A 24,525-nucleotide genomic window follows, 5' to 3' on the forward strand; every position below is an offset into this window, starting at 1 on the left:
GTTCACTAATTCATCAACCTCACCCCCGCGCTCGCCACGCCCATCACTTCACTCCGTTCCGTTCTGGGTCGTGCCACCCGCCCGATCGTTTTTTTCATATTCATATTGTTTTTCTGAAATCGTATCTGGTTTTATTGAATTCTCATCTAGTGGTTGAATAGTAACCCAACATTTTGAGTACTTGAATTCGTCTTGAATTATCGTCGGTCGAATTCCGACAAGTTTTTTTGTTTTCGGTTGTCACAAACCGTCGGCCTCCGATCTTAATACGGAGCTCGGAAGGAACTGCAACGTTTCGAGTGAACGACCATCGTTCTCAGCCTTGTTGGGTTACGCGAATCTCCAATTGAAACAGAGTTGCAAGAAACAATGCCAACGGTTTCCAGCAACCAAAACAAACTCTCATCCGCTTCACCCCAACTTACCACTGCTTGTGCCCTTGCTTGCTGATGATGATGTTCTTTATATTTCGTTGACCATATCCAGTGCGCCGTTGAGGATGCCGAGGTACCAGAAGACGATGCTGAAGACGATGTAAATGATGAAGGCTGCAACGCCGGCCCAGCAGGCCCAGCCGGCGGCATTTGCGAATGTCTTTAAGCTGCGGCGGGCGTTTTCTTCAAACTGTGGGCTGAGGCGGTGCAGTGCCTCGGGGACGGTTCCGGATGTCTCTGCGACATAAACCGTTTGGATAAACTCCATCGGAAAGAGTCCGCTAAGCTCGAAGGTTTCGGTGAGAGTTTCTCCGTTGTTGATGTCACGAATCATTCCGTCGGCACTTGCGATGAAGGCTCCGTTCGAAGTGGCTCGCAAGCTGGAGTCGAGACAATCGTCAATTGGCATGCCAGCGTTTTGGGTCAAATGAAACGCCCAGGAGAAACGGGCAATCGCGAAATCCTGCAGGCACCTGCCGACAACGGGGACCGCCATCAGCACTCGGTAAACCACTCGCTGAGCGGTCAGTGATTGAAAGATCAGCTTGTAGGCGACAAACAGGGAAATAATCCCCATTGCCCAAAAGCCAAGCCAGGTCAGAGCTCCCGATGCGCCCATCAGTCCCCAACCAAGAACGTCCACAGGAGTTCCCGTTGCATTGCCGATAATCCCGAGCAGAAAGATCATGCCTGCGATTACGAAGACTGCGACCGTCAACTGCACCAACGGCATGGTGATTTGAGAAATGAAGTCTTTTCGCAGCCGGAGGTTGTTCTCGTAATGCGTTGAAAGTGCTTTCAGAGCTTCCGGCAGCGATCCGGTGTATTCTCCAATCTGGGCAACATCTGCAAAAAGATCCGGAAAAAAGGCCCCGTGGGACTCAATCGAAGCAGTCAGATCTCCGCCCGATTTTATCTGATCTTCCATGTCGTTCAGGACCGACTTCATCTTCCCTGAACTCCGCTTGGCAGCCATTTCCAGTGATCGAACGAGGTCAATCCCGGCATGCAGAGAGGTTCCCAACGACTGACACAGAAATGCCAGCTCTTTTTGTGTCGCCCGGGGTGAGAGCAAAGGCACGGGATTTCCTCAATTGAGATTTGGCAAATTTTCTGAACAGGAATGTCTGATCCAATGGCCCTTGCGAATTTGCAAAGGAGTCGTACTTACCTATGATTGCGGCAACGATCTTGAAGTTTACGAAAAAATCTGCAATCTGTTGGATGTCATTCTACGAGTTCGACAATCCACAGGAAATTCCTCATCTTTTAATATAGTGTAAGAAAGGGCGTTCCTTTGAGCGACCAACTTGAACAACAAGCTGATGCAGCCCGCAAGCGGCTCGACGAAGAAGCAGTCCGCATCGTCCAACTTCACTTCGACCCGGAACTGGGTGCCCCATTCTGGTTGGAGAAGGCGAAGGAGTACGACTTCAACCCGCTGACCGATGTGAAATGCTTCGACGACTTGAAGAAGTTTCCACTCTTCGAAGACGACTGGTTCCGCGGCGGACCTGTCGAACGCTTCCTGCCGAAGAAATGGCACAACGAATATAAATACACATTCGAAACTGGTGGAACGACCGGAATTCCGAAGTCTCGCTGCGTCGTGAGAGATCACTTCATCGATTACGAACAGTTCTCGGATACACTTTCCGATGAAGATTTTCCACGTGGCTCAAACTGGCTGATGCTCGGCCCATCGGGACCGCGCCGCTTGCGACTGGCAGTCGAGCACTTGTGCCAGTACCGGGGCGGAATTTGTTTCTGTGTCGATCTTGATCCTCGCTGGGTGGTGAAGTTGCTCAAGAAGGGGGATGTCGAATCGGCAAAGGCTTACGCTGATCACGTTATCGATCAGGCATACACCGTGCTGACCGCCAACCATGATATCAAGTGCATGTTTGCGACCCCGAAACTCCTCGAAGCGCTCGCTATGCGGTTGCTTGACGAGGGGACAAGCATCGCCGAAGTCGGCATCAAAGGGATCTTCGCAGGCGGAACAGAGTTTACACCGCAGTGGTATCGATTCTGCAAAGAAGAACTTCTTGGCCCTGATGTGTTCATCACCCCGACTTACGGGAACACACTGATGGGGCTCGCCTGCGGAAAGCCATTCGATCCGGCAGACGAATTCAAAATCACCTATTACGCTCCGCAGCCGCGAGCTGCCATCGAAGTTGTTGACTTTGATGACTACAACAAAGTCGTCGGCTACGGAGAAACCGGTCGCGTGAAACTGACGACACTGACCGAAGAACTCTTCATTCCGGGATTCATGGAACGTGACGAAGGGGAGCGTGAGCTTCCTTGCGAAAAATTCGCCTGGGACGGAATCAGCGGCGTCCGACCGTTCCACGTCTTCGCCAAGAAAACGACTGTCGGTGTTTACTAAGTAGTTTTAAAAGATGAACGTGAACTGTCTATTGGACATGAGTGATTCATCACGTGAGAAGCGTTCTTCACGGACGCAAGAAACACGAAAGTGTTCTTAAACAGTTTTGAATGAGATGTACGCGAGCTGTCTCGTGGGCATGAGTGATTCATTACATGAGACGCGTTCTTCACGGACACAAGAAACACGAAAGTGTTCTAGAACAGTTTTTGCATTCACATGAAATACAACGATTTGATCGTCCTGGTTCCTTGCCATAGCCTGGAAGATTTCCCAACGGAACTTGGAGAAGAGGCCGCTGCCAGTTTATTGAATGCTTTTTCGATTCTCTGGCACCCTTCGCTTCTTGCATCAACTGGTGCATTTCCGAAATGGGAGCGTTCCGATGAGTCGTTGAGTGTGCAGGACAATCGGCTGGTCGTCGTTCCGACTCCTTGTGACGAGTGGGTTCCCGCAACTTGGGTTGAACGTGCACGTCGTGAAGGCTGCGTGGTCATCAGCGGGGAACACGACCGAGAGGAAATGCTTCATCAGGCATTGGAACCGCTCGAATTGGAGCACGCGGTCGATTCGGATCTTGTCGCTGACTTTCTGGCGCTCGGGACTGTGTATCTTCAAGTTGAGCTGCTGACTCGTCACATGCGGAACTTCAGCCACCTGGATGAATCCCACATGCAGCGAGAAGCGATCGCTGCTGCACAAGCTGCCATCAACCATGATGTTGAAGCGACACGCAAGCACTTGAGCCACTGCTTCGAGATGCTGCTTGAATGCCGGGAGCGATTTTATCCGGTTGCTTGCTATCTGATTGACTTGTGTCTGGTGAATCCAGACTTCGCCAGTGATGAGTTAAAAACGCTGGTTGAAAGTTCCGCGCCGACGAACCTGTTGGCCACAGCTGCCGACTGGGAAACAATCGCCGAGAAGGATGCCTCCTGGTCTCAAACGATTGGGAACTCGATCAAAGCGGGAACTTTGGAGCTGATCGGCGGAGAACAGACAGAGCTGCCGACTCCGTTAATGGCACTCGATTCAACGTTATGGCAGCTGCGAAAAGGACGGGCCACACTCGAAAGGCTCTTTGATGCCAAGCCAACAACGTGGGCGCGGAAACGCTTTGGGCTGGGAAGTCACCTGCCGCAAATACTGGATCGACTCGGCTACACAGCCGGGCTTCATTTTGTCATGGACGATGGAATCTATCCGGACGATGAACAAACTCTCATGCGATGGGAGGGCTCCGACGGGACTGCGATTGATGCCTTCAGCCGCATCCCACTTGCTGCGGACAGCGCGGGGAGTTTCCTGAGGTTCCCGGTTCGGATGGCTGAGTCGATGGACTACGACCACACCGCAGCCGTTGTGTTCGCACGCTGGCCGAAAATGAAAACTCCCTGGTTGGAGGATCTGCGACGTGCCTCAGCTTACGCTCCGGTTCTTGGAAAGTTCGTTACCTTCTCCGAGTTCTTCGAGACGTCTGACTCCCAGGGACGGATGTCCGATTTTAATACGAGCGCGTACTTTACGCTCGACTTGATTCAATCGGTTGCGAAAGAAGAGAAGAATCCGATCAGCCGCTGGACTGAATACTGGGAGCGCCGACGACGCTTTGAATCAGTCGACTGGGCGAAACAACTTGTCAGCCTGTTGAGCAAAGGAGTCGGCTCGTTACCCGAGGAAAACAAACTGGAGAGCTTGCTCGAAGCTGCCCATTCCGAGGCCAGCAGCGAGACCCTTTCAACATTTGATGGGGAACTTTCAGAAACCGAGCAAGCTGTTGAGAAAGATCTTTCTCGAATCTTCGCCAGCAAAGGGCAAGCCGGAAAAGGAATGTTGCTGGTCAATCCGCAATCGTTTGCTCGTAAGTCTCTAATCAAATGGAAAGCAGGCCAACCGGGGACCGATCGGGGAATTCTCCAACGACAAATCGATCAATCTGGAAGCTGCGCACTTGTCGACTTGCCACCTTGTGGATTTCTTTGGGTCTCTGCGAATGGGGATCAAGCGCAGTCGCCTGTTGGCAAAACAGCGATGGCGGAAGATTTGACGTTGCGAAATGAACTGTTTCAAGTCGCATTGAGCGATGTCACCGGAGGGATCGCCCGTGTCTCAACATACACACGCAGCCCGAATCGTGTGAGTCAACAAATCGCTTTTCGATTTCCGCGAGAGCGAACAGTCGTCGTCGAAGATGGTGAAGAACGTGAGTCGTTCAAGACCTACTATTCATTCATGCAAATGCGAGAATCCCGCGTCCTCAGTGCGGGACCGGTTGTTGGAGAAATTGAAACGATTGGCGACTTGGTCGACGGTCAAAATGATGAAGTTGTTGCCACGTATCGACAGGTTACACGCGTTGTGCGAGGACGTCCGAATGTCGATGTCGAGATCGAACTCGACCTGAAAAAGACTCCCAGTGGAGACCCGTGGACAAACTACATCGGTTGCCGATTTGCCTGGAAACATACCACGGCATCGCTGACCGGCTCCATGCAGCAAGCTGCCCATGCTGTCGGCAAGCAGCGAATTGAAGCGCCGCAATATCTGGAGATCGCGGACGATGATTTTCGCACCACTATCCTCACGCCGGGATACCCGTTTCATCGAAAAACTGGCGACCGCATGATTGATACGCTGCTGATCACTGAAGGCGAGACGAAACGAAAGTTCCAGTTCAGTATCGCGGTTGACGTCAAATATCCGATGCAGGCACATCTCGATGCGTTCTCAGAGCCACTGGTCATTCCAACTGACACGGCTCCCCCTGAAGGAGGTCAGCAAGGCTGGCTGTTCTTTGCAGGGGCTGCGAATGTGTTGCTGACACGAATTTTGCCCACTCACAAAAATGCAGAGAAAACTGGTTTCATTGTTCGACTTCTCGAAACCGAAGGTCGCACAAAAACATTCCCGCTTAAATGCTTCCGCACCCCGCAAGCGGCCCGGCAAGTCAATTTCCAGGGTGAAACAATTCACAGCTTGCACGTCCAGGACGATCAGGTGATGGTTGAAATCGCTCCCTATGAAATTTGCGACGTCGAACTGACATTTGATTCGTGATCATCAAGAACGAAACAAGATGAAAACGCAAATTCTAAATTGCACACTTCAACTTGTTCAGGGTGACCTGACAGATCAAAAAGTCGATGCCATTGTCAATGCTGCCAACTCTTCACTGGCGGGTGGAGGAGGTGTTGATGGAGCGATTCATCGGGCAGGTGGCCCGTCGATTATGGAAGAGACCGACGCTCGCTACCCGGATGGATGCGAAACCGGAAATGCCGTCATCAGCTCAGCTGGAAATCTTCCCTGCAAGTTTGTGATCCATACGGTTGGCCCGGTCTGGCAAGGGGGAATCCGACGAGAACCGGAGCTTCTGAAAAGTGCGTACCGCAACAGCTTGCAACTGGCAGTTGACCACCAGTGTGAATCGGTGGCTTTTCCTGCAGTCAGTGCCGGCGTCTACGGCTATCCGATGGATCTTGCAGCAGCGCATGCACTCATGAGCGTCGCTGAGTTTTTGAGAGAACATGAAGCCCCGACGCTTGTGCGCTTCGTGCTGTTTGACAGCGGAGCATATGGGGCCTTCTCGCACGCATTGGAAAACGTCGCGAAGATCGCACAGAAATGGTAAAAGCTGTTCGCCGAACACGTGCAAGTGTCCGGCGAAAACTGGCTTCGTATTCTTCTACAATCCGCGAGCTTCTTTCATTTTCTCAACGTAGGCTTTGGCAAGTTCTTCGACTCGCTTCATGTCTCCTTTTTCGAGAGCCTCTTTTTCGACAAGTGCGCTTCCCAGACCGACAGCACACGCACCTGCTTTCACAAAACTCGGTAATGTGTCGAGATTGACACCTCCTGTTGGAAGCAGCCGAATTTGCGGCAGCGGACCGTGAACTGCTTTAAGATATGACGGGCCGCCAACGTCTGCCGGGAAGACTTTGACGATGTCCGCTCCAGCTTCCCAGGCTGTGAGAATTTCGGTTGGAGTAAACGCCCCGGCCATCACCAGTTTGCTGTACCGTTGGCACAGTTTGATGACTTCGACGTTCACCGTGGGAGTGACGATGTACTCCGCTCCAGCGAGAATCGCGGCTCGTGCAGTTTCTGGATCGAGAACAGTTCCTGCTCCGAGGAGAACCCGGTCACCGATGTTGTCTCGCAATTGCTTGATGATGTCTACGACACCGGGAACGGTGAACGTCACTTCGATGACATCAATTCCCCCTGCGTACAACGCCTCAGCGACCTCCAGAAGTCGATCTCCGTTCGAGGCGCGAATGATCGCAACCAGCCCCAGATCGAGAACACGTTTCAGATCCGTTTCTTTACTCATCGTAATGTTTGCCAAATTGAATAGGTGTCTAAGAATTGATCCGAAAACCCGGATTTGGCCTCTCAAACAGTGAGAAAGCCCTTCTATGCACATGCAGAGGTGATCGGATCAATTCTAAATGTTCTGTCTCTTTCCTGCCCAGCAAAGACCGGCTCAATCGATAGAATTTTCGCCAGAGATGCTGACTTTCGTCAAATGATATCGACAATTTGCTCTAACCGACAACACAGTCTGAAATGGACCTTAAAGCATCCTGACTTTTCAACCTGAAAAACCGGCGCGTAGAAAGTGATGCACAACGATTGGAATTGTTTCGCAGCTTTGGCCATAATCAAAGTCTTCAACCTTGAACTTCATCTGGAGAAAATGATGACTCGATTTTATACCTGCCTGTTCGCAGCACTTCTGTCTGCCAACCTTTTCGCAGCGGACGGAAAAACCCTGTTTAACGGCAAAGATCTTTCTGGCTGGGATGGTGATCCGAAGCTGTGGTCAGTCAAAGATGGAGTGATTCATGGAGAAACAACTGACGAAGTCAAAGCGAATGGAAATACATTCCTGATTTGGCAAGGCGGAAAGCTCGACGATTTCGAACTGCGTCTGACGTTCCGCTGCACGGAGAGTAATAATTCTGGAATTCAATATCGCTCACGCCACATCACAGAAGGAAAACCTCGCAATCAGTGGGTCGTGCGTGGCTATCAACATGAAATCCGAAACGAGAACAAATTCCCCAACGTCTCGGGATTCATTTATGACGAAGGTGGCAAACGGGGACGCATTTGCCTGGCTGGGGAAAAAGCAGAGTGGAACGAGGATGGGAAGAAAGTCCTTGGAAACCTGATTGACGCAGAGGGATACGAAAAGCTCTTCAAACTGAATGAGTGGAACGACGTTCGAATTGTCGCCAAAGGAAATCACATTCAACACTATATGAACGACAAACTTGTCCTCGACTTTACCGACAATCACCCCGAACTCGCACTCTCCGAAGGAATTTTGGCTCTGCAACTTCATGCAGGAAAACCGATGTGGGTCGAGTTCAAAGACATCACATTGGAAGAGCTCAAGTAACAAAGAGTCGAGTCAGTCCGAAAACTTGTGGAATGGCCGCTTCTCAGTCTTTGAGAGAGCGAATTCAGGTTTCAGGTCTGGTCTGAACATTTTCTCAGACGAACGCTTCCCGCATCAGTCAGCTTGTGCGGGGAGCGTTTAGTTTTCCACACACGATGTTCCCCAGCGATCCTTCAACGTCGAGGATGTTTCATGTCGAACTCAGCAAAGAAAATCGCGCTTGGAGTTTCGCTGATCGCTGTTCTCATCGCAGCCTGGGTCAGTGTCGTTCGAAGAACAGACGATGCACTCGTTGTCTATTGTGCACACGATTTAATTTTTGCCGAAGAAATCCTGCATGACTTCGAAAAGGAAACCGGCATCAAAGTGATCATTGTCGGCGACACGGAAGCGACGAAATCTTTGGGGCTGGTGCAACGTTTGATTCGTGAGAAGAACAACCCGAAGTGTGATCTCTTCTGGAACAATCAGGTACTCGGGACTATCGATCTTGCTGAGCAGGGACTTCTTCAGCCCTACAAAGGTTCCGGATATGAACGGATCCCGAGTCAATTCAAAGATCCGGAAGGTTTGTGGACTGGGTTCGCTGGTCGAATGCGCGTGTGGATTTACAACAACGAAACAGTGACCGGTGACGAGCAAGCCATAGTGGAGCAATTTGAAACCGGCGACTTGTCTCGCATGGCGATTGCCATGCCGATCTACGGCACCACGCTTTCGCATTTCAGCATTCTCTGGCAGGATCTTGGTGAGAAGGGAATGAAAGCATGGTTCGAAGATTTGCAGCAACGCGGATGCAAAATTGTCCCGGGGAATTCGACGGTCAAGAATCTGGTCGCGGAAGGAGTTTGTGATATTGGCTGGACTGATAGTGACGACTTCTTTGTCGGATTGGACGATGGAGCTGATGTCTCGATGTTACCAATTCGAGCGAATGGAAAAACAATTTGTCTGCCGAACAGTGTCGCGATCATTCGTGGAACTAAAAAGCAAGAAGATGCCGCCCGGCTCATGGACTACCTGCTTTCGGAAAAGATCGAGTTGGCTTTGGCGAAGTCCGCAGCCCGGCAAATTCCATTAGGCCCCTTCGAGAGTGGCGACTTACCAGACGATGTCAAACCGCTCGCAGAGTGGGCGAAAGAATCGGTCGACGTGACGCAATTTTCTCAATCGCGAAACGAATGCTTGAAGTGGCTGGAGTCCGAACTTTTAGAACAGAATCCCGTTGCTCCTCTCGGTGAATAACGTTATCCATCAAGGGAAAAACTGGAGACCACGAGAGAGTCCGCGCACACCATTCCTGAAATTGCTGATTAGCAGTTTTCGAAGGTGTTCAGGTTCTGACTCGTGGACATGTGCGATTTTCGACATAAGAAGCACTCTCCACCGACTCAACAGGTATTGCAAAATGTTCCGGAAACGACCGATCAAGCCAAGAGATTGAAAGAAATCATAAACGGTGAATTGGACGGAAGCACTCATTTGGTCAGCCGGTCGAAGTTTGATCCTCGCGATCATCGGGACGGTTATCGCCAATGGGCTGCAGACTTGGCTTCGCGGTTTGAGCGGAGCTAAGAAAAAGAGAGCATGGGGCGGGTTGCTGTTACCGTTTTTTGTTCCCTCTTTGATGACCGGTTACTGCTACCGCGACACAGCGATGTCATTGATTCATTTTCCCTGGGCCAAGGAAATTCTGTATGGCCTGATTGTGATGATGCAGGCGGTCCCGGTTGCTGTCATCATTCTGGAGTTTTCCTCCAGCCCAGCCACGTCTGCCACTGCTCTCTATTCCGGCGGGCTGATGAAATTGGCATCGACTGAACGCTGGAAGCTCTTTCTGACATCCCGGTTTCAGTATTCGTTAGCAGCGTTCTGTTTGCTGTTCGTGCTCTCGTTTCAGGAAGCAGATCTGGCTGCCTTAATGCAGGCTTCAGGGTGGACCGAATGGATGTTCACTAAGCATGTGGGGGGGCTGGCACTTCAAGAAACGATTTCTCTGACTCTCTGGCCGATTCTGATACAGATTCCGTTTTTGGTTCCGATCGTGCTCTGGTTAGGAAAAGCAGGTGACCGGAATTTCAACATCATTGAGCGATCAACCCTCTCTCAACCGGGGCGTGACTGGTTCTGCACGGCGTGGCTGTCGCTTGCCATTGCCATTGTGGTGATTGTTCCAGGCTCACAACTCATCCGAGGGATCTTCATCGGATTCGGAAGTTTGTTCCTGCAGCCTTCGACTTTTCGAGAGCTGAGTGATGCACTTCTCATTGCCGGAACGACGACAGTGGGAACTTTGGGGCTGGCGGTGGCATGTCGTTTTTTCCTGATTCAAAATGGATCATCTGCCGGTCGCTGGTTGCTATTTTGCCTGCTGATACCGGGCTCAATGGGGAATTTGGCATTAGGTTTGATGCTTGCGGGGATTTTTCAAACAGAACCATTTCAGATTGCGTACGACACACCAGTTCCCCTCGTACTTGGGGAAATCCTGGCAATTCTCCCGCGTACCTTAATTCTATTACACTGTTTGAGTCGCATGAATTTCCCAGCTTCCGAATACCTTGTCGAGATGCTGAAATCCTCGCCTGATGTGCGTCAACGTGATCAGGCGATTGAGCTTGCGTGGCAAACACAAGGTAGAATTCGGTTCATCACGGTGGCAATTGTCGGGTTTTGGGCGTACTTCGAAGTGATGCTTCCGTCGATTCTGGCGATGCCTGGATTGGCTCCGGTCGGTTTGGTTTTGTACAATAATCTCCACTACGGTCGCATCGCAGCGTTGGGAGCAAAGCTCGCTTTAGCGTTTATGTTTCCGTTCCTGATCGCTCTCGGAGTTCTCCAGTTGCGCAAACTTTGGTCTCGTCTTTTATTGAACTAAGAAGCGGGGAATTGGTCGGGGAAAGTCAGGATTACATGCAGTTCCCATCTTTCTCTACCCATTTTTTCCAGCCACTACTCACTTTCAGGGGATGGTTCTCAAGAATCTGACCCCTTCGACGAATCGCATGGCATGAACTCTGAACTCTGGAATTTGCAAAAGATTCACTTCGGACCGGTTGCTCGACCGCGTCTGCAGATTGAGTCTTTGTCTATTCCGACCGGAGTGACAGCCCTACTCGGGAAATCGGGCGCGGGGAAAACGTCGCTGTTGAATCTGCTTGTTGGCTTCGAAAAGCCGCAGCAGGGGACGCTCTCGCAAATACGCCCTGAAAAGACACAAGGTCTGCTTCTCAGTTGGGTCCCCCCCGATTTCGGCTTGTGGCCGCATCTCACAGTGCAGCAGCATCTTCAAGTTGTTGCGAGTGAGAATGATGCTCTCGTCGCTGAATTGCTTCAGGCGTTCGACCTGGAAAGTGTTCGCGATCAAAAGCCAGAAACGCTCTCGATGGGAGAACGGGCACGTGTCTCAGTTGCGCGGGCTTTGGCATCGCAATCAAAAATTCTGGTGATGGACGAACCGTTTGCGCATGTCGACCCGGGACGCGTCGACCGATACTGGCAAGCCTTACGAAAACACCTTCTCTCAAACAATTCCTCGCTGATCTTTTCGAGTCACTCTCCCCAGGTTGTCATGCGGGAAGCCGATCAGGTTCTCTGTCTTGATCAGGGAAAAATCCTCTGGCAAGGAGATCCGCAATCGCTGTACAACTCGCCACCCAGCAAATCGCTGGCACTGATGATGGGGCCTGCGAACTGGATTGAGAACGCCGACTCAATCGCGGGAATCAGCGAACCGGTTGCGGGGCCTTGTTGCCTCCGACCGGAGCAGGTCCTCCTTGAAGAATCTGAATCAGCGAGTTGCACAATCGAGCATTCCTGGTTCGTTGGCTCTCATCAGGAGACGGAGGTCTCTCTCGATGGACACCAGAAAATCGAAACGTTCTATCATCGCCCTTTCATCAAACCTCTTCCAAAAGGAACCAGGGTTGCCTTGCGGGTGGTGACGAGTTGCATTCTCTTCATCAGTCTTCTGATGTTGAATGGATGTCGCGAATCGTCCGGTGATGAACCGAGATTGCGTGTGGGCAAGCCGAGCCAGTTTCTTCTCCCCGCTGAAGGAGCGATGCTTCCAGCAGCTCGAGGAATGACCTTCTCTCCGAATGAAGATTTATTGATTCTGGACAACGTTGGTCGAGTGCTTCGCTACGATTCTGCAGGAAAACTTTTAACCAAGTGGTGGATGCCAGAGTATGATGTTGGACGCCCCGAAGGTGTCTGCGTGATGCAGAATGGTCACATTGCCGTTGCGGATACCCACTACCATCGCGTGGTGATCTTTGATGATCAATGCAATGTTGTGCGAATGTTTGGAGAGAGCGGACATGGTGAAGGGCAATTCATCTACTCTTCAGCAGTGACTCAAGACCCAGATGGTTTTTTGTATGTCGCTGAGTATGGTGGGAACGACCGGGTTCAGAAATTCACTGCGGAGGGTGAATTCGTTTTAATGTTTGGAGCAGTAGGGACAGAAGAAGGTGAGTTTCAACGTCCCAGTGGATTGGTCTGGCACGAGGGTGTGATTTACGTTGCCGATGCTATTAACAATCGAATTCAGGCATTTTCACCGAACGGGAAATTTCTCCGTGTGGTTGCCGATGCAAAGTCGACCGGATTGTATTATCCGTACGATATCGCCATCGGACCTGACGGTTCGCTGTTCGTACCGGAATACGGAGCCGGGCGAATTTCGCAGATTTCAATAGAGGGTGAAGTGATCGGACGTTATGGACAAGAAGGACGTGGGGAAGGACAATTCTGGACACCTTGGGGAATTGCCGTGAGCCATTCCGGAAAGATTACGATTGCCGACACCGGAAACAGAAGAGTTGTTGAATTACAGATGAAGTAGTAATTGAAGAAGTAGGAATTGAAAGTGAGAGACTTTCGTGTTTTTGATCTCCGTGAAGAGCCCATTTCGCATGTTGAAAAGTTCATTTCCACGAGACAGAACGTGAAGGCCAACATTGGATTTCCTCCAGGATTTCGGATCAGTGCATGTTGAATCGCATCCGTTTTTGTTCTCACGTTGATTTGGCAATTGCCATACTGAGGAAGCTGTGACGTTCAAACAAATCGTCAAACGTGTTTTCCCCGCTGCTCGTCACCGAGTGACGTGGATCGACGCACTGCCTCTACTCATCTTCCTCTCCTGCTATGCCGGCATTCTCTCAGCTCTTTCCTTTTCCGACAGACTGACCTTTTCACACCCCTGGGCGTTCTGCTGGATGGCAGTCTCGGTCTGGGTCTGGTGGATGGCGATCAACGGCTGGAGCGGCTTGAATCGTCGCCGGTCAACACAATCATTGATCGTTCGATTACTCCTGGTTGGAACGTTTGTCGCACTGATGGCGGGTCCACGAAGTGTGCGTACCAGTGACCAAATCTCGGTTGTCTATGCCGTCGACATTTCTGAATCGATTCATCCGGACCGGGTGACTGAAGCCCTGAATTTTGTCGCCACCACAACCGCAGAGAAGCCGAGTCAGGACGTTGCTGGCTGGATTGCATTTGGAAGCTCCGCAGCTGTCGAAGTTCCTCCGATTCAAACAGCCTTTGGCAGTACAATGTCGAACCCGGACGACATCCAATTCAATAGCCGCGTCGATCGGGATGCGACCAATATCGAAAATGCTCTGTCGTTGGCAGCTGCCATTCTTCCTGAAGATACGCTCGGAAGAATCGTCCTCATTAGCGACGGTTCGGAGACTTCGGGCGATTTAAAATCCGTATTGGATCAATTGAACTCGCGCGGTATTTCCGTGGATGTGATGCCGGTGAAATATAACTACACCGATGAAATTTGGATTGAACGACTTGACCTGCCACAAACCGTCAAACTGGGTGAACCGTACGAAGCTTCGGTGGTCATCTCATCGCTCAAACCGGGCAAAGGTCGCCTGATCATCGAGGAAAATGGGGAGCCTATTACTGACGAACCGATCGATGTCGAATTCAGCGAAGGGAAGAGCCGGGTCGATATCCCCATTTATCTGCGTACGCCTGGTTACTATGAATACAAAGCGAAGTTGATCCCTGAAGAGGGAACGGACGGTCGCGATGAAAACAACGAAGCCGTAGGCTACATCTATGTTGAAGGCGAAGGCAAAGTTCTCATCGTTGCAGACCCGTTACGCGATGATGACCGCGATTTCGAACGTCTCGTACAAGCGATTCAAGAGGGGGAACGGGCTGTTGAAGTTGTCGATTCTTACAAGTTCCCACGTGATCCGCTGTCGCTGCTTCCATACGATTGCGTGATCTTCGCAAACGTTCCGAACGATGCGTTCGACGAAGTGCAGTTGCAGGCGATGCGAGACGCCGTCTTCAATCAGGGGACCGGTTTTCTGATGATCGGCGGCGAGAACAGCTTCGGGCCGGGTGGGTATCATCGAAGTATTGTCGAAGAAACACTCCCTGTCACGATGGACATCACCAAGAAGAAAATTCTACCCAAAGGGGCATTGGCGATCATCCTGCACACTTGTGAATTTCCTGAAGGAAACACCTGGGCCAAACGCATCACTAAGCAGGCGATTAAAGTTCTCGGCAAGCAGGATGAAGTCGGAGTCATCGCCTACGGTCCGGGGGGAGAACAGTGGATTTTCGAATTGACTCCCGCTGGCGAATACGACTCGATGGTTCCGAAAATCAACGCGGCAGCCATCGGAGACATGCCCGCCTTTGGGCCGACGATGCAGATCGGTTTAGATGGACTCAAGAAGAGCGATGCTGCCACGAAGCACATGATCATCATTTCTGACGGCGATCCACAACTCGCTCCGCCGAGACTGATGCAGGATTTCATCAAAGAAAAAGTCAGCATCTCAACGGTCGCGATCTTCCCTCATGGCGGAACAGAAATTGGCACACTCCGAAACATCGCCAATGCGACTGAAGGACGTTATTACTTCCCAGCTGACCCAAACGAGTTACCATCGATTTTCATCAAGGAAGCGAAGACACTCAAGCGGAGCATGATTCAGGAAAAGGAAATCAATCCGCAAGTCGGTTTCCCTTCGCCGGTCCTGGAAGGAATTCCGGAACTCCCCAAGCTGAGTGGTTTCGTACTGACGTCCCTAAAAGAGAACGCGCTGACTGAGAATGTTCTTTTTGCCGTCCCCGACGATGCCGCTGAAGAAGAGACGGACCCCGTGCTGGCGATCTGGCGTTATGGCCTCGGAACGACCGCTGCGTTTACATCATCCCTGTCTAATCAATGGGCATCGGACTGGGTCGACTGGGAGCAGTACACTGCGTTTGTAAAGCAACTCCTCATTCGCATTTCACGCGTCGAAAAGGCGGGCCAGTTGAGAATGTGGACTTACAATTCCGGCGGACAGGGAGTCATCATGGTTGAAGACTTTCACCCAGAAGAAGATTTCCTCGACGTGGCTGCTAAAGTCTCCGGCCCCGGTGGCATGGAACTGACGATCCCCCTTAAACAAGTTGGTCCAAGACGATACCAGGGGACATTTCCGGTTGCAGACAAAGGGCAATTCCAGGTGACAGCACTCGGGAAATCTGGAGAACGGGAAGATCGGGTTCACGGCGGGTTTATCGTTTCGTACTCACCGGAATTCCTGAAGTTCACTTCAAACATGGGTACGCTCCAACAGATCAAAGAACAAACAAACGGGGAAGAACTCGATAGCACGACAACTGCCGAGCAGATCTATAATCGCCGCTCACCGAAGACCAGTTCGAAGCCAGTCTTCGACTGGTTCCTGATCGCCATCGCCTGTTTAATTCCGCTCGACGTCGCGGTCCGACGAGTTCAACTCGACTGGGTCGCTGTGATGCAGGCACTCGGAATAGGTCGCAAAGCAGAGACGACTCAGACGATGGGTGCTTTGCTCTCACGCAAAAAAGAAGTCGGCGAAAAGCTGAAGGCTCAAGCTGAATACAAACCGACCCCAACAGCAGGCGGCAAAAGCCCGTACATACAACAGCCCGTCAAACGGACAGCTTCGGAATCAAAACCAAAGCCGAAAACTCCAGAACAAACACCAGAAAGCCAGGCAGAGACAACGACCAGTCGGTTACTCGCCATCAAGCGAAAGCGGTCAGAAAACCAAGATGAAGAAGAGACGTAGCTGTTCGCAGTTGGTCGTAATTGATCCGATCACGAACTCCCTTTGAAAACGAATTCAAAATAAGAGCCGGACAATCGATTGTCCTGCAAAATGTTCCCATCAAGACAATCGCCAGCAAAGTACAACTCAGGAAAGCAGAATAATGACAGACGAGAACATCGCTGTACTTCAAGCTGAAGCAAACGAATTCAGCAACACGTTCAAAGCAGTCCGAGAAGAGATCGGCAAAGTGATTGTCGGTCAGGAACGCGTTGTTGAGGCCGCCCTGACAGCCATCATTTGCGGGGGCAATGTCCTTCTCGAAGGGGTTCCCGGTCTCGGAAAGACGGAACTGATCAAGGCGATGTCTCAGGTGCTTGACCTTGAATTTCGCCGGATTCAATTTACTCCCGATCTGATGCCAGCGGATATCATCGGAACGAACATGATGCAGCCCGATGAGAAAGGACGCTATCAGTTCGAGTTCCGCAAAGGTCCGATTTTCACTCAGTTGCTCCTCGCAGATGAAATCAATCGGGCGACCCCCAAAACGCAATCGGCACTTCTGGAAACAATGCAGGAAGGGACAGTCACAACAGCAGGGACCATTCATTCTCTGGAACAACCGTTCTTTGTGATGGCGACTCAAAACCCGCTCGAACAAGAAGGAACCTACCCACTCCCGGAAGCTCAACTGGATCGTTTCCTGTTCAAAGTCGACGTCCCCTTCGTTTCGTTGGCAGAGCTCAACGACATTGTGAACAGGACGATTCTCAGGCAGAAGATTGATGTCAACAAAATCCTCAGCGGTCCGCAGATCATGCACCTTCGGACAGTCTTGAACAAAGTCGTCGTCGCTGACCCGATGCGAGATTTTGCTTGCCGACTGGTCCTTGCGACACATCCTGAAACAGAGTTCTCTCCAGAAGGTGTGAAGAAATTCATTCGTTGGGGAGCCTCACCTCGCGCGGCTCAAGCATTGATCCGCGCGGCTCGCGTGCGAGCTCTCAGTGCCGGTCGTGTACATGTTTCCTTTGATGACATCAAATACTTTGCCGACGAAGTTCTCAAACACCGCACACTCCTGAACTACGACGGACAAGCTGAGAACGTCAGCGTGGGAGATTTGATCGACGAATGTGTTTCCGTACTTCCAGAACAAGCTGCGTAATCACTCACTTCATGTCTGATGCTATACATCAAAAAAGCGAGAGCGTTCAAATGTCATCACGTCAAAATGGGTCAGCAAGTCTTTATTTCATCGCAGGTTTCTGCTGTTTGACGATAGGCCTGAGTTCGTATGTCCGAAGCGCTGAGAAGGAAACCGATCTTGTGAAACGCTTTGAATCGAAAACATTTTCCGCGAGCAACGATCTCGATTTAGGATACCGGATGCTCTCACCGAAAAAGGTGGAGTCGGGCAAGAAATATCCTCTCGTCCTGTTTCTTCACGGAGCTGGTGAACGTGGAGAGGACAACAAAAAGCAATTAGTGCATGTGGCTCAGGAACTGGCAACCGACGAAATGCAGGCTCGACACCCCTGCTTTGTCATCGCTCCTCAAGCCCCCAATGAGACTCGCTGGGTTGAAGTAGACTGGGGACTGGATGCACACAAGATGCCAAAGACCCCTTCGGTTCCAATGGCTGCAACCTTTGAACTTCTAGAGCAACTCAAAAAAGACCTCCCGGTCGATGTGGATCGCATTTACATTTGCGGTCTCTCGATGGGTGGCTACGGAACCTGGGACGCCATACAGCGACACCCCGAGCTCTTTGCAGGTGCGATTTCAATATGCGGTGGAGGTGACCCTGCATATGCCGAACAGATTGCGAACGTCCCGGTTTGGGCGTTCCATGGAGATGCAGACACAGCTGTCAAAGTGCATCGATCTCGAGAGATGGTCGACGCGGTCCGTAAAGCAGGCGGAGAAGCCATCTACACCGAATATCCTGGTGTTGGACACAACAGCTGGGCCGTGACGGCTGCTAACCGTCTCGTCTGGGACTGGCTCTTCGCACAAAAGAAACAGGTAACAAAGTAGTATTTTATGGCAGTTGTCACGAATCAATTTACGACATTACTACCGAACGATGTTCTCGCTCGGGCGGAGCGAATGCGTTTGAACCCGTTGCGTCGACGGACGAATCGTATGCGGGGTGAGCATATGTCCGGCAAAGGGGGAACGAGTATTGAGTTCTCCGACTTCCGTGAATATGTGCCGGGCGACGACATTCGATATATCGACTGGAATATCTTCTCCCGCCTGAATGAACCGTACCTGAAGCTGTACGCTCACGAAGAAGAAATGCACGTTGCAATTCTTCTCGACAGTTCCGCTTCGATGCAGTTCGAGGGAAAATTTGAACTGGCTCGTCAAGTCGCTGCGGCACTCGGTGTGATGGGGCTGATGAGTGTCGAGCGAGTGAGTGTTTATACATGTGGCCAAGGTCGCGGTCAGGCTCCTTTTCTGAAACCGTGCAGCGGACGTGTCAGTCTGAAGCGATTCTTTCAATTCCTTGAACAAACAGAACCGGGCGGTTCCATTCCAATCGAACAATGCCTCGAAGAGGTGCTCAAGCAGCATTCCGGAAAAGGAATCGCAGTGGTGATTTCCGACTTTTTGACATACGGCGATGTCTCTCGAAGTTTTAACCTGCTGCATGGATCGGGATTAGAAATCTATGGTTTGCAGATTCTTGGCCCAACGGAACTGAACCCGGAACTCGCCGGTGACATGCGGTTTGTCGATGCCGAAAGCAACGCAACACTCGATGTTTCCTCGGTGGGCGAACTTCTGGGACTGTATCATCAACATCGACAAGCACTGGAAGACTATCTCGGTGCGCAATGCCGCAAGCGAAGCGGTCGGTTCATATCAACATCAAGTGAAACCCCTGTGAAGACTCTACTGTTTGATCAACTCCTTAGAAACGCCTGGATCCGCTAGAGCATGTTTAGAACTGGTCCTGAAACGTGAAGTTGCTCTCTCAAACGTTGAGGAAAGCACCTATTCCAGAGGTTTTCGGACTGGTTCTACTTTAAATCTTCAGTTTTCAATTCAGTCCCGGTGACTCACCAGTGGCTATATGACTGAAGGCCAACCGTGAAAATGCCTTAAACTGATAAACTTGAATCCTGTCGAAAAGATTTTTCCCACTTCGAAAATCTCAACCCCTAGTTCCTAAATGTCCTGGCTGACGAATTTGATCCCGAGCTTTTTCCATCCCATGGGAGCGATCCTGTTCGCACTCATGATCCCGGTGATCATTTTCTACTTCCTCAAACTTCGCCGGACACGTGTTGAGATTTCTTCGCTGGCGTTATGGCAGCAGGTGATCAACGATCAGCGAGTGAACGCGCCATTTCAGAAGTTCAAGCGGAATATTTTGTTGCTGCTGCAGCTTCTGTTGTTGTGTCTCATTGCTCTCGCAGCGATGCAACCGTACCTGCGAGGCAACGCGGAACAGCTGACATACCTGCCAATTCTGGTTGACGTCTCTGCGAGTATGGGAGGTGTGGACGAAAAGGGAGAGACTCGACTCGATCTTGCCAAGAAAGAAATCAGGGAAATTGTCGATGGATTATTACCGAATCAGAAATTGACGCTCATTGCCGTCGGAGCTTCTGCTCGTCGATTGACAGAATTCACAGACAATAAACAGATCCTTCGCGACGCACTTGCCAAACTCGAAGTTCAGGATGTCCCAAGCCATGTTGTTGATGGATTACGACTCGCACAAGCTCTCTCACGAACTCAGGAGATTGAGTCGGTCCGGTTCTACTCGGATGGAAACCTGCCGACGAAGCCGAATCCAGCGACTGGAAAACCGATGGCAGAAGTCGATTTTGATTTGCCGTTCAGAGTCGATTTCTTTCAAATCGATCCCGCTGGAAACAACCTGGGAATCACAGCGCTCAACGCACGTCGTGCGACACCTGAAACCTGGGATGTGTTCCTGCGTGTCGAAGGGACTGCTTCGGGAAGTACGGAAACTGATGTCATTCTCAAAGCAAACGGCGAAACCGTGGGCGAAGAGCATCTTGTTCTCGGCCCCGGTGAAGCACAGCGTCTGGTCTTCAAAGTCGATGCTCAGGTCGATGAGTTTCTCGAAGCGACTCTCAAACCGAACGGACACGATGCAATCAAAGTCGACAATCAAGCCTGGTTGAACTTACCGAAAGGGCGCGATGTCGATGTCTATTGTCCGGGTGAACTCACAACATTCCGCCATGCCCTTGAGGCTTTGGAGGGGGTTGATGTTTTTCCACTGGCTGACGGCAGCGTGAATGCTGCTGAGTTTGACTTGTTGATCTCCGACAAGTCCGCCGACGCCCAAAAGTCGGCCGGCGTCTCGGTGTTAATCGGAGTCGTCCCGGACGATTTGAAAGAACTGATCACCATTGAAGATCAGCAAGCAGAGGTCATTGACTGGCAGCGTGATGCTCAGATTTTACAACATGTGCAATTGAAGGAGGTGGTGATCTCCGAGTTGCCAGTCAAGAATCAAGGGGTCGAGGATCTTCACATTGAAGAGCTCGGTTACACAATTTTGGCTCACGGCAATCGTGGACCGTTGATTCTCAGCAAACGCGACGGGATTCGCGTTCAGTACTTCCTCCTTTTTCATACCGATCGATCCACGCTCCCTTATCGGGTTGGCTTTCCGGTTCTTGTCGCGAATATCATGACCGAAGCGATGCAGCGGGCATCCTTAACCGAAATACGCGCTCCTTCGACGGGAGTTCTTCCGGGGCTCGTACTCGATAAAAAAACTGCGTACCGAGTCACATCTCCTGATGGCAAGCATGAAACCCGAAGCAGTGATGACAACGGCGTCCTCAAGGGAATTTCAGCGACGATGGCAGGTGAGTATGAAATTCGCCAAAGTGGAGAACTCGTTTCGAAGATCGGCGTTGGGCTTCTGAATGCGACAGAGACCAGGCTGGAAACCGTCGACACAATCACATTCAACGAACTCTCCGTTGAAGCTGAAGGCGAGCGGTTGCTCACAGACAAACCACTTTGGGAATGGTTTGCAGCGGTCGCGTTTTTTGTCTTACTCTTCGAATGGTGGTACTTCCAGAAGAAGCCAGCGGGAATTCCTGACTGATGTCAATCGAGCGACAGTTTCTGAAATCGTTCTTCGTCGGGACGGGCAAGCGGTCAGTTTCTTTCTCGCTGATGCTTGTTTTAGTCGGCTTCTTTCTCTGCACTGTCTTTACAAATTGTTGTCTCGCTCAAAAGAAAGAACTTGCGTTAACGATCGAAGTTGATATTTCGTCAAGCGTGAATCGCAGCGGAGGACCGATCCCTCTCACGCTGCGCCTCAACTACTTTGGAAGCAAAGCAGGGCTGGCGGGAAAATTGAGATTCCGGATGGTTTCTCAAAACGGGGCGCTCGTGGCAACGTATCTGTTTGAAGACCTGTTCATCCCCCCCGGCGAACAGACATACGAGTTCCTCATTCAGCCCCCCTCTTCGGCGGTCTGGATGGATGCTTACGATTTCTACCCGATCTTCGAAACACAAGAAGGCGAAACCTTCGCCTACCCCGAGCAGTTGCTGCGTCTTCCGGGAGCGAGTCGCCGATCAATGGTGATCACGATTGGGACTCTCAACAACGAACGCCTGGATGTCACTCAGAAAGAATTCGGTTCGGAGTTGGCATTGGAAAAGAGGATGCCCTCCCTCGACTCTGTTCGGCCGAATCAGAAATCGATCGTGACGCTCTCCCGTTCGTTGAGTGTACAAGATTTTCCGAACAGCGCACTGGAACATTGTGTCAGTGATATTGTCATTTTAACTAAAGAAACTTTTGAGAAATTAAGTATCCGTCAGGGCGAAGCACTTCTCGCGTGGACACGTGCGGGCGGTTCGGTGGCAATCTTTCTTGAAGAGAAGGTGAGGTTGCCGGCAGAGAAAACGGACCTGCTCAACGAGTTTCTCAGCGCTCCCAAAGATGATCCGCTGGTGTATCAACTCAGCGACGGAACGTGGCAGTTCGCGAAGGCCTCAACCGAGACGTTGCTACTGCGACGATGCAGTTTCGGTCGCGTCGCGGTTGGAGTTCGTCAAGATTCTCAGCTCCTGTCAGAGTTGTACTCCCCAAGCGATCGTCAACAACTTTTTTCACACTTATGGAAACTTCGCAGCGACCAAACCGATTTGATGATGCACTCAACCGACGGAAACTGGTCGTTCGATCTGGCGCGACGTTCTGTCGTTCGAGACAACATCAACTTCAGCAACATCAACGACCCCGGCCTCGATCAGTTCCTTCGCCGATTTCGCCCGACTCCAACAATTTACGGGAACGGGTTGCTTGCTGAAACACTTCCAGTCGGAATGCAAATGCTCCCGCTGTGGCTGATCGGCCTCACACTTTTGCTTTACATCATCGCGATTGGTCCGCTTGATTACTTCCTTCTGGGGGCACTAGGACTCCGGAAGCTGACCTGGATCTTCTTCCCTGTCGTCACAGTTCTCTTCACGGTGGGAGCAATCGTCGCTGCGAATCGCACGATGCAGGGCAAAGATGAAGGGGGGCGAGTCATCATTCACGACATCACTTCAGACGGATTGATCGCTCGGGAGAATGAAATCGAGACCGTTGTCCCCAGGTCGGGAGGAATCCGTTTCGTGGAGGCCAAGCAAGAGTTACTGACCCCGATCAACCCATTTCGGCTAGGAATCAGTCCCGACTACACTGCTCAATATGGACCTCGACCGGGTGAGACCATTGAGGAAGCCCCGCCACTCTTCCGTGGTCGTTTCCCCAGCGAGGCACAACTTGTGGAACAGGTCCATAAATGGTCTCCCAGAATGACCCGAAAACTGCGGATCTCGACAAAACCGACTCCCGAACCAAGTCGATTTGACTGGACACTCCCAGTAAATCCAGAAGATCGAGACAGTTACCTGGAACTCACGCGAAGAATTCAGGCAGCTTTTGGAAAGAATGTCCACGCGATGTTTTTACGTCCACGTCCATCTCCAGGCGCCTACGATTTGCACAACTTTTCCGAAAAGATTGTGCTTCTGGGGCATGGAGAAATCTTCCAAGATCCGTATTACGACGAGAGCAGGTTGGACCTGCCTGGCATGAACTCTCCACAGAGGCAACGTCAGGACTTCCTGCAAGATTCCACCTACAGCGAACAATCGGGCATCTACTCTGTGGTGTCGCAACTTTCCCCAAAGTGCGACGACTTCCTTGAAGACCTGCCGATCCTTGATACGTCTGAAAAGAAGGCTTGGGTGCTTCTGATTGCCGTTCAAGATGGAAACGTCTGGAACATTTACCGGCAGTACATCAAAGGCAAACTGTAGAACAAACTGCTCTACATCTTTCGAATTGGTGTGCAGGTTCTGCCTCGTGGCGAACAGCAATTATATTGATGAAACGCGTTCTTCACCGGCACATGGTAGAGCAAAATGCTTCAATTGCTCGGGAGTGCTGGCTTGTCTGTCTGATCACGGCGGCGAAGTTTAGCGAGTTGCTCAAAGTATCTTCGGACCCGTTCTTCGTATCCGGGAAGATATGATTCGCTGTAAGTTCGGAGCAAGTCGTTTCGTTCCTGTTCAGGCAAATGTCCCCAAACGGAATCGACCAGATTTGAAGGAGCCTTGAGATCCTCAACTTCAGCTGGTTGGTTCTGATGATCTCGCGGGGCCATTCCCGCGTTCCCGGATTGCTCTGAATTCCCTGCAGTCTTTCCCGAATCGCCTTGGCCGTCGGAGTTCATCGGGGTTTGGCCCGTACTGGACTGTTTACCAGCGGACTGTGAGATAAATTGTTCGAGCGCTTCAATCAGTTTTTCCTGAGCAGTTAAGCTTTCCCGAGTGACGCCATCAGCTTCGAGAATCGCAAGCCTCTTTCGAGAGAGTTCCGTGATTTGCGCGGTGACATCCTGAAGTGAACTCTGTTGCTCTGTTCGAATTGTATCCTCTGCGCTCGCGGCTTGAGAAATCGCAAAGAGCACCAACACCGGCAGGACCAAAACAGGTCGAGAACATTTGCATGCGTGCTCTGCGACTGCTTTTGGAAAGATTTGCGATGTGAGGTAGTCCGACATTATTCAAACTTGGTAGAGTGAGTGCGGTACATTCTGCTCTTCTGTTAATGCCCGAAAGAATTGTTTCAGGTTTGGTTCGAGTTCCACAGTTTACCACACCCGACTGACCACCGTTCAAGTCAATTTCGAGATTCATTCA

Annotated in this window: 16 protein-coding genes; 13 read left to right on the forward strand and 3 right to left on the reverse strand. The window is 51.1% G+C overall.

Features of this window, described 5'->3' with window-relative positions:
• Positions 1–462: 462 nt before the first annotated feature.
• On the reverse strand, positions 463–1,515 hold the full coding sequence (locus tag ACN0YR_RS19475) for a type II secretion system F family protein (protein WP_417850884.1): 1,053 nt from the start codon (positions 1,513–1,515) through the stop codon (positions 463–465).
• A 216-nt stretch (positions 1,516–1,731) separates the two neighbouring features.
• Between ACN0YR_RS19475 and ACN0YR_RS19480 the strand changes: the two genes are divergently transcribed.
• The 3 genes from ACN0YR_RS19480 to ACN0YR_RS19490 all read left to right on the forward strand — a co-directional run bounded on the left by ACN0YR_RS19480 (position 1,732) and on the right by ACN0YR_RS19490 (position 6,460).
• On the forward strand, positions 1,732–2,829 hold the full coding sequence (locus ACN0YR_RS19480; protein ID WP_417850885.1) for a hypothetical protein: 1,098 nt from the start codon (positions 1,732–1,734) through the stop codon (positions 2,827–2,829).
• A gap of 219 nt (positions 2,830–3,048) precedes the next feature.
• Positions 3,049–5,886: a glycosyl hydrolase-related protein gene (locus ACN0YR_RS19485; protein WP_417850886.1), complete on the forward strand. Its 2,838-nt coding sequence runs from the start codon at positions 3,049–3,051 to the stop codon at positions 5,884–5,886.
• 19 nt (positions 5,887–5,905) lie between these two features.
• Positions 5,906–6,460: an O-acetyl-ADP-ribose deacetylase gene (locus ACN0YR_RS19490; RefSeq protein ID WP_417850887.1), complete on the forward strand. Its 555-nt coding sequence runs from the start codon at positions 5,906–5,908 to the stop codon at positions 6,458–6,460.
• Positions 6,461–6,514: 54 nt separating this feature from the next.
• Here the strand turns inward: ACN0YR_RS19490 and ACN0YR_RS19495 are convergent, their stop codons facing one another.
• Positions 6,515–7,162, reverse strand: coding sequence for a bifunctional 4-hydroxy-2-oxoglutarate aldolase/2-dehydro-3-deoxy-phosphogluconate aldolase (locus ACN0YR_RS19495; protein ID WP_417850888.1), 648 nt, complete (start codon positions 7,160–7,162; stop codon positions 6,515–6,517).
• 369 nt (positions 7,163–7,531) lie between these two features.
• On the opposite strand from ACN0YR_RS19495, the gene ACN0YR_RS19500 reads away from it, so the two are divergent.
• From ACN0YR_RS19500 to ACN0YR_RS19545, 10 genes are all read left to right on the forward strand, one after another.
• Positions 7,532–8,236 carry a 3-keto-disaccharide hydrolase gene (locus tag ACN0YR_RS19500; protein ID WP_417850947.1) on the forward strand — a complete coding sequence of 235 codons (705 nt, stop codon included), beginning with the start codon at positions 7,532–7,534 and terminating at the stop codon, positions 8,234–8,236.
• A gap of 192 nt (positions 8,237–8,428) precedes the next feature.
• Positions 8,429–9,481: a substrate-binding domain-containing protein gene (locus ACN0YR_RS19505; protein ID WP_417850889.1), complete on the forward strand. Its 1,053-nt coding sequence runs from the start codon at positions 8,429–8,431 to the stop codon at positions 9,479–9,481.
• A 214-nt stretch (positions 9,482–9,695) separates the two neighbouring features.
• Positions 9,696–11,114 carry a hypothetical protein gene (locus tag ACN0YR_RS19510; protein ID WP_417850890.1) on the forward strand — a complete coding sequence of 473 codons (1,419 nt, stop codon included), beginning with the start codon at positions 9,696–9,698 and terminating at the stop codon, positions 11,112–11,114.
• A 132-nt stretch (positions 11,115–11,246) separates the two neighbouring features.
• On the forward strand, positions 11,247–13,085 hold the full coding sequence (locus ACN0YR_RS19515; RefSeq protein WP_417850891.1) for an ATP-binding cassette domain-containing protein: 1,839 nt from the start codon (positions 11,247–11,249) through the stop codon (positions 13,083–13,085).
• A 208-nt stretch (positions 13,086–13,293) separates the two neighbouring features.
• Positions 13,294–16,329, forward strand: a complete 3,036-nt coding sequence (locus ACN0YR_RS19520) for a VWA domain-containing protein (protein WP_417850892.1) — start codon at positions 13,294–13,296, stop codon at positions 16,327–16,329.
• 142 nt (positions 16,330–16,471) lie between these two features.
• Positions 16,472–17,479 carry an AAA family ATPase gene (locus ACN0YR_RS19525; protein WP_417850893.1) on the forward strand — a complete coding sequence of 336 codons (1,008 nt, stop codon included), beginning with the start codon at positions 16,472–16,474 and terminating at the stop codon, positions 17,477–17,479.
• A 50-nt stretch (positions 17,480–17,529) separates the two neighbouring features.
• Positions 17,530–18,351, forward strand: a complete 822-nt coding sequence (locus ACN0YR_RS19530) for a prolyl oligopeptidase family serine peptidase (protein ID WP_417850894.1) — start codon at positions 17,530–17,532, stop codon at positions 18,349–18,351.
• Between the two features lie 6 nt (positions 18,352–18,357).
• The gene (locus tag ACN0YR_RS19535) at positions 18,358–19,257 is read left to right on the forward strand and encodes a DUF58 domain-containing protein (RefSeq protein WP_417850895.1); all 900 of its coding nucleotides are present in this window, start codon (positions 18,358–18,360) and stop codon (positions 19,255–19,257) included.
• 238 nt (positions 19,258–19,495) lie between these two features.
• Positions 19,496–21,421, forward strand: a complete 1,926-nt coding sequence (locus ACN0YR_RS19540; RefSeq protein WP_417850896.1) for a vWA domain-containing protein — start codon at positions 19,496–19,498, stop codon at positions 21,419–21,421.
• Positions 21,421–23,640, forward strand: coding sequence for a hypothetical protein (locus ACN0YR_RS19545; protein WP_417850897.1), 2,220 nt, complete (start codon positions 21,421–21,423; stop codon positions 23,638–23,640). Before ACN0YR_RS19540 ends, ACN0YR_RS19545 begins: the two co-directional genes overlap by 1 nt.
• A gap of 110 nt (positions 23,641–23,750) precedes the next feature.
• Here ACN0YR_RS19545 and ACN0YR_RS19550 read toward each other — a convergent pair whose 3' ends face one another.
• A complete protein-coding gene (locus tag ACN0YR_RS19550) occupies positions 23,751–24,386 on the reverse strand; it encodes a hypothetical protein (protein WP_417850898.1) in 636 nt (211 codons plus the stop codon).
• Positions 24,387–24,525: the final 139 nt, after the last annotated feature.

It is taken from the genome of Thalassoglobus sp., assembly GCF_048270125.1.
In the GTDB taxonomy this organism is placed as follows: domain Bacteria; phylum Planctomycetota; class Planctomycetia; order Planctomycetales; family Planctomycetaceae; genus Thalassoglobus.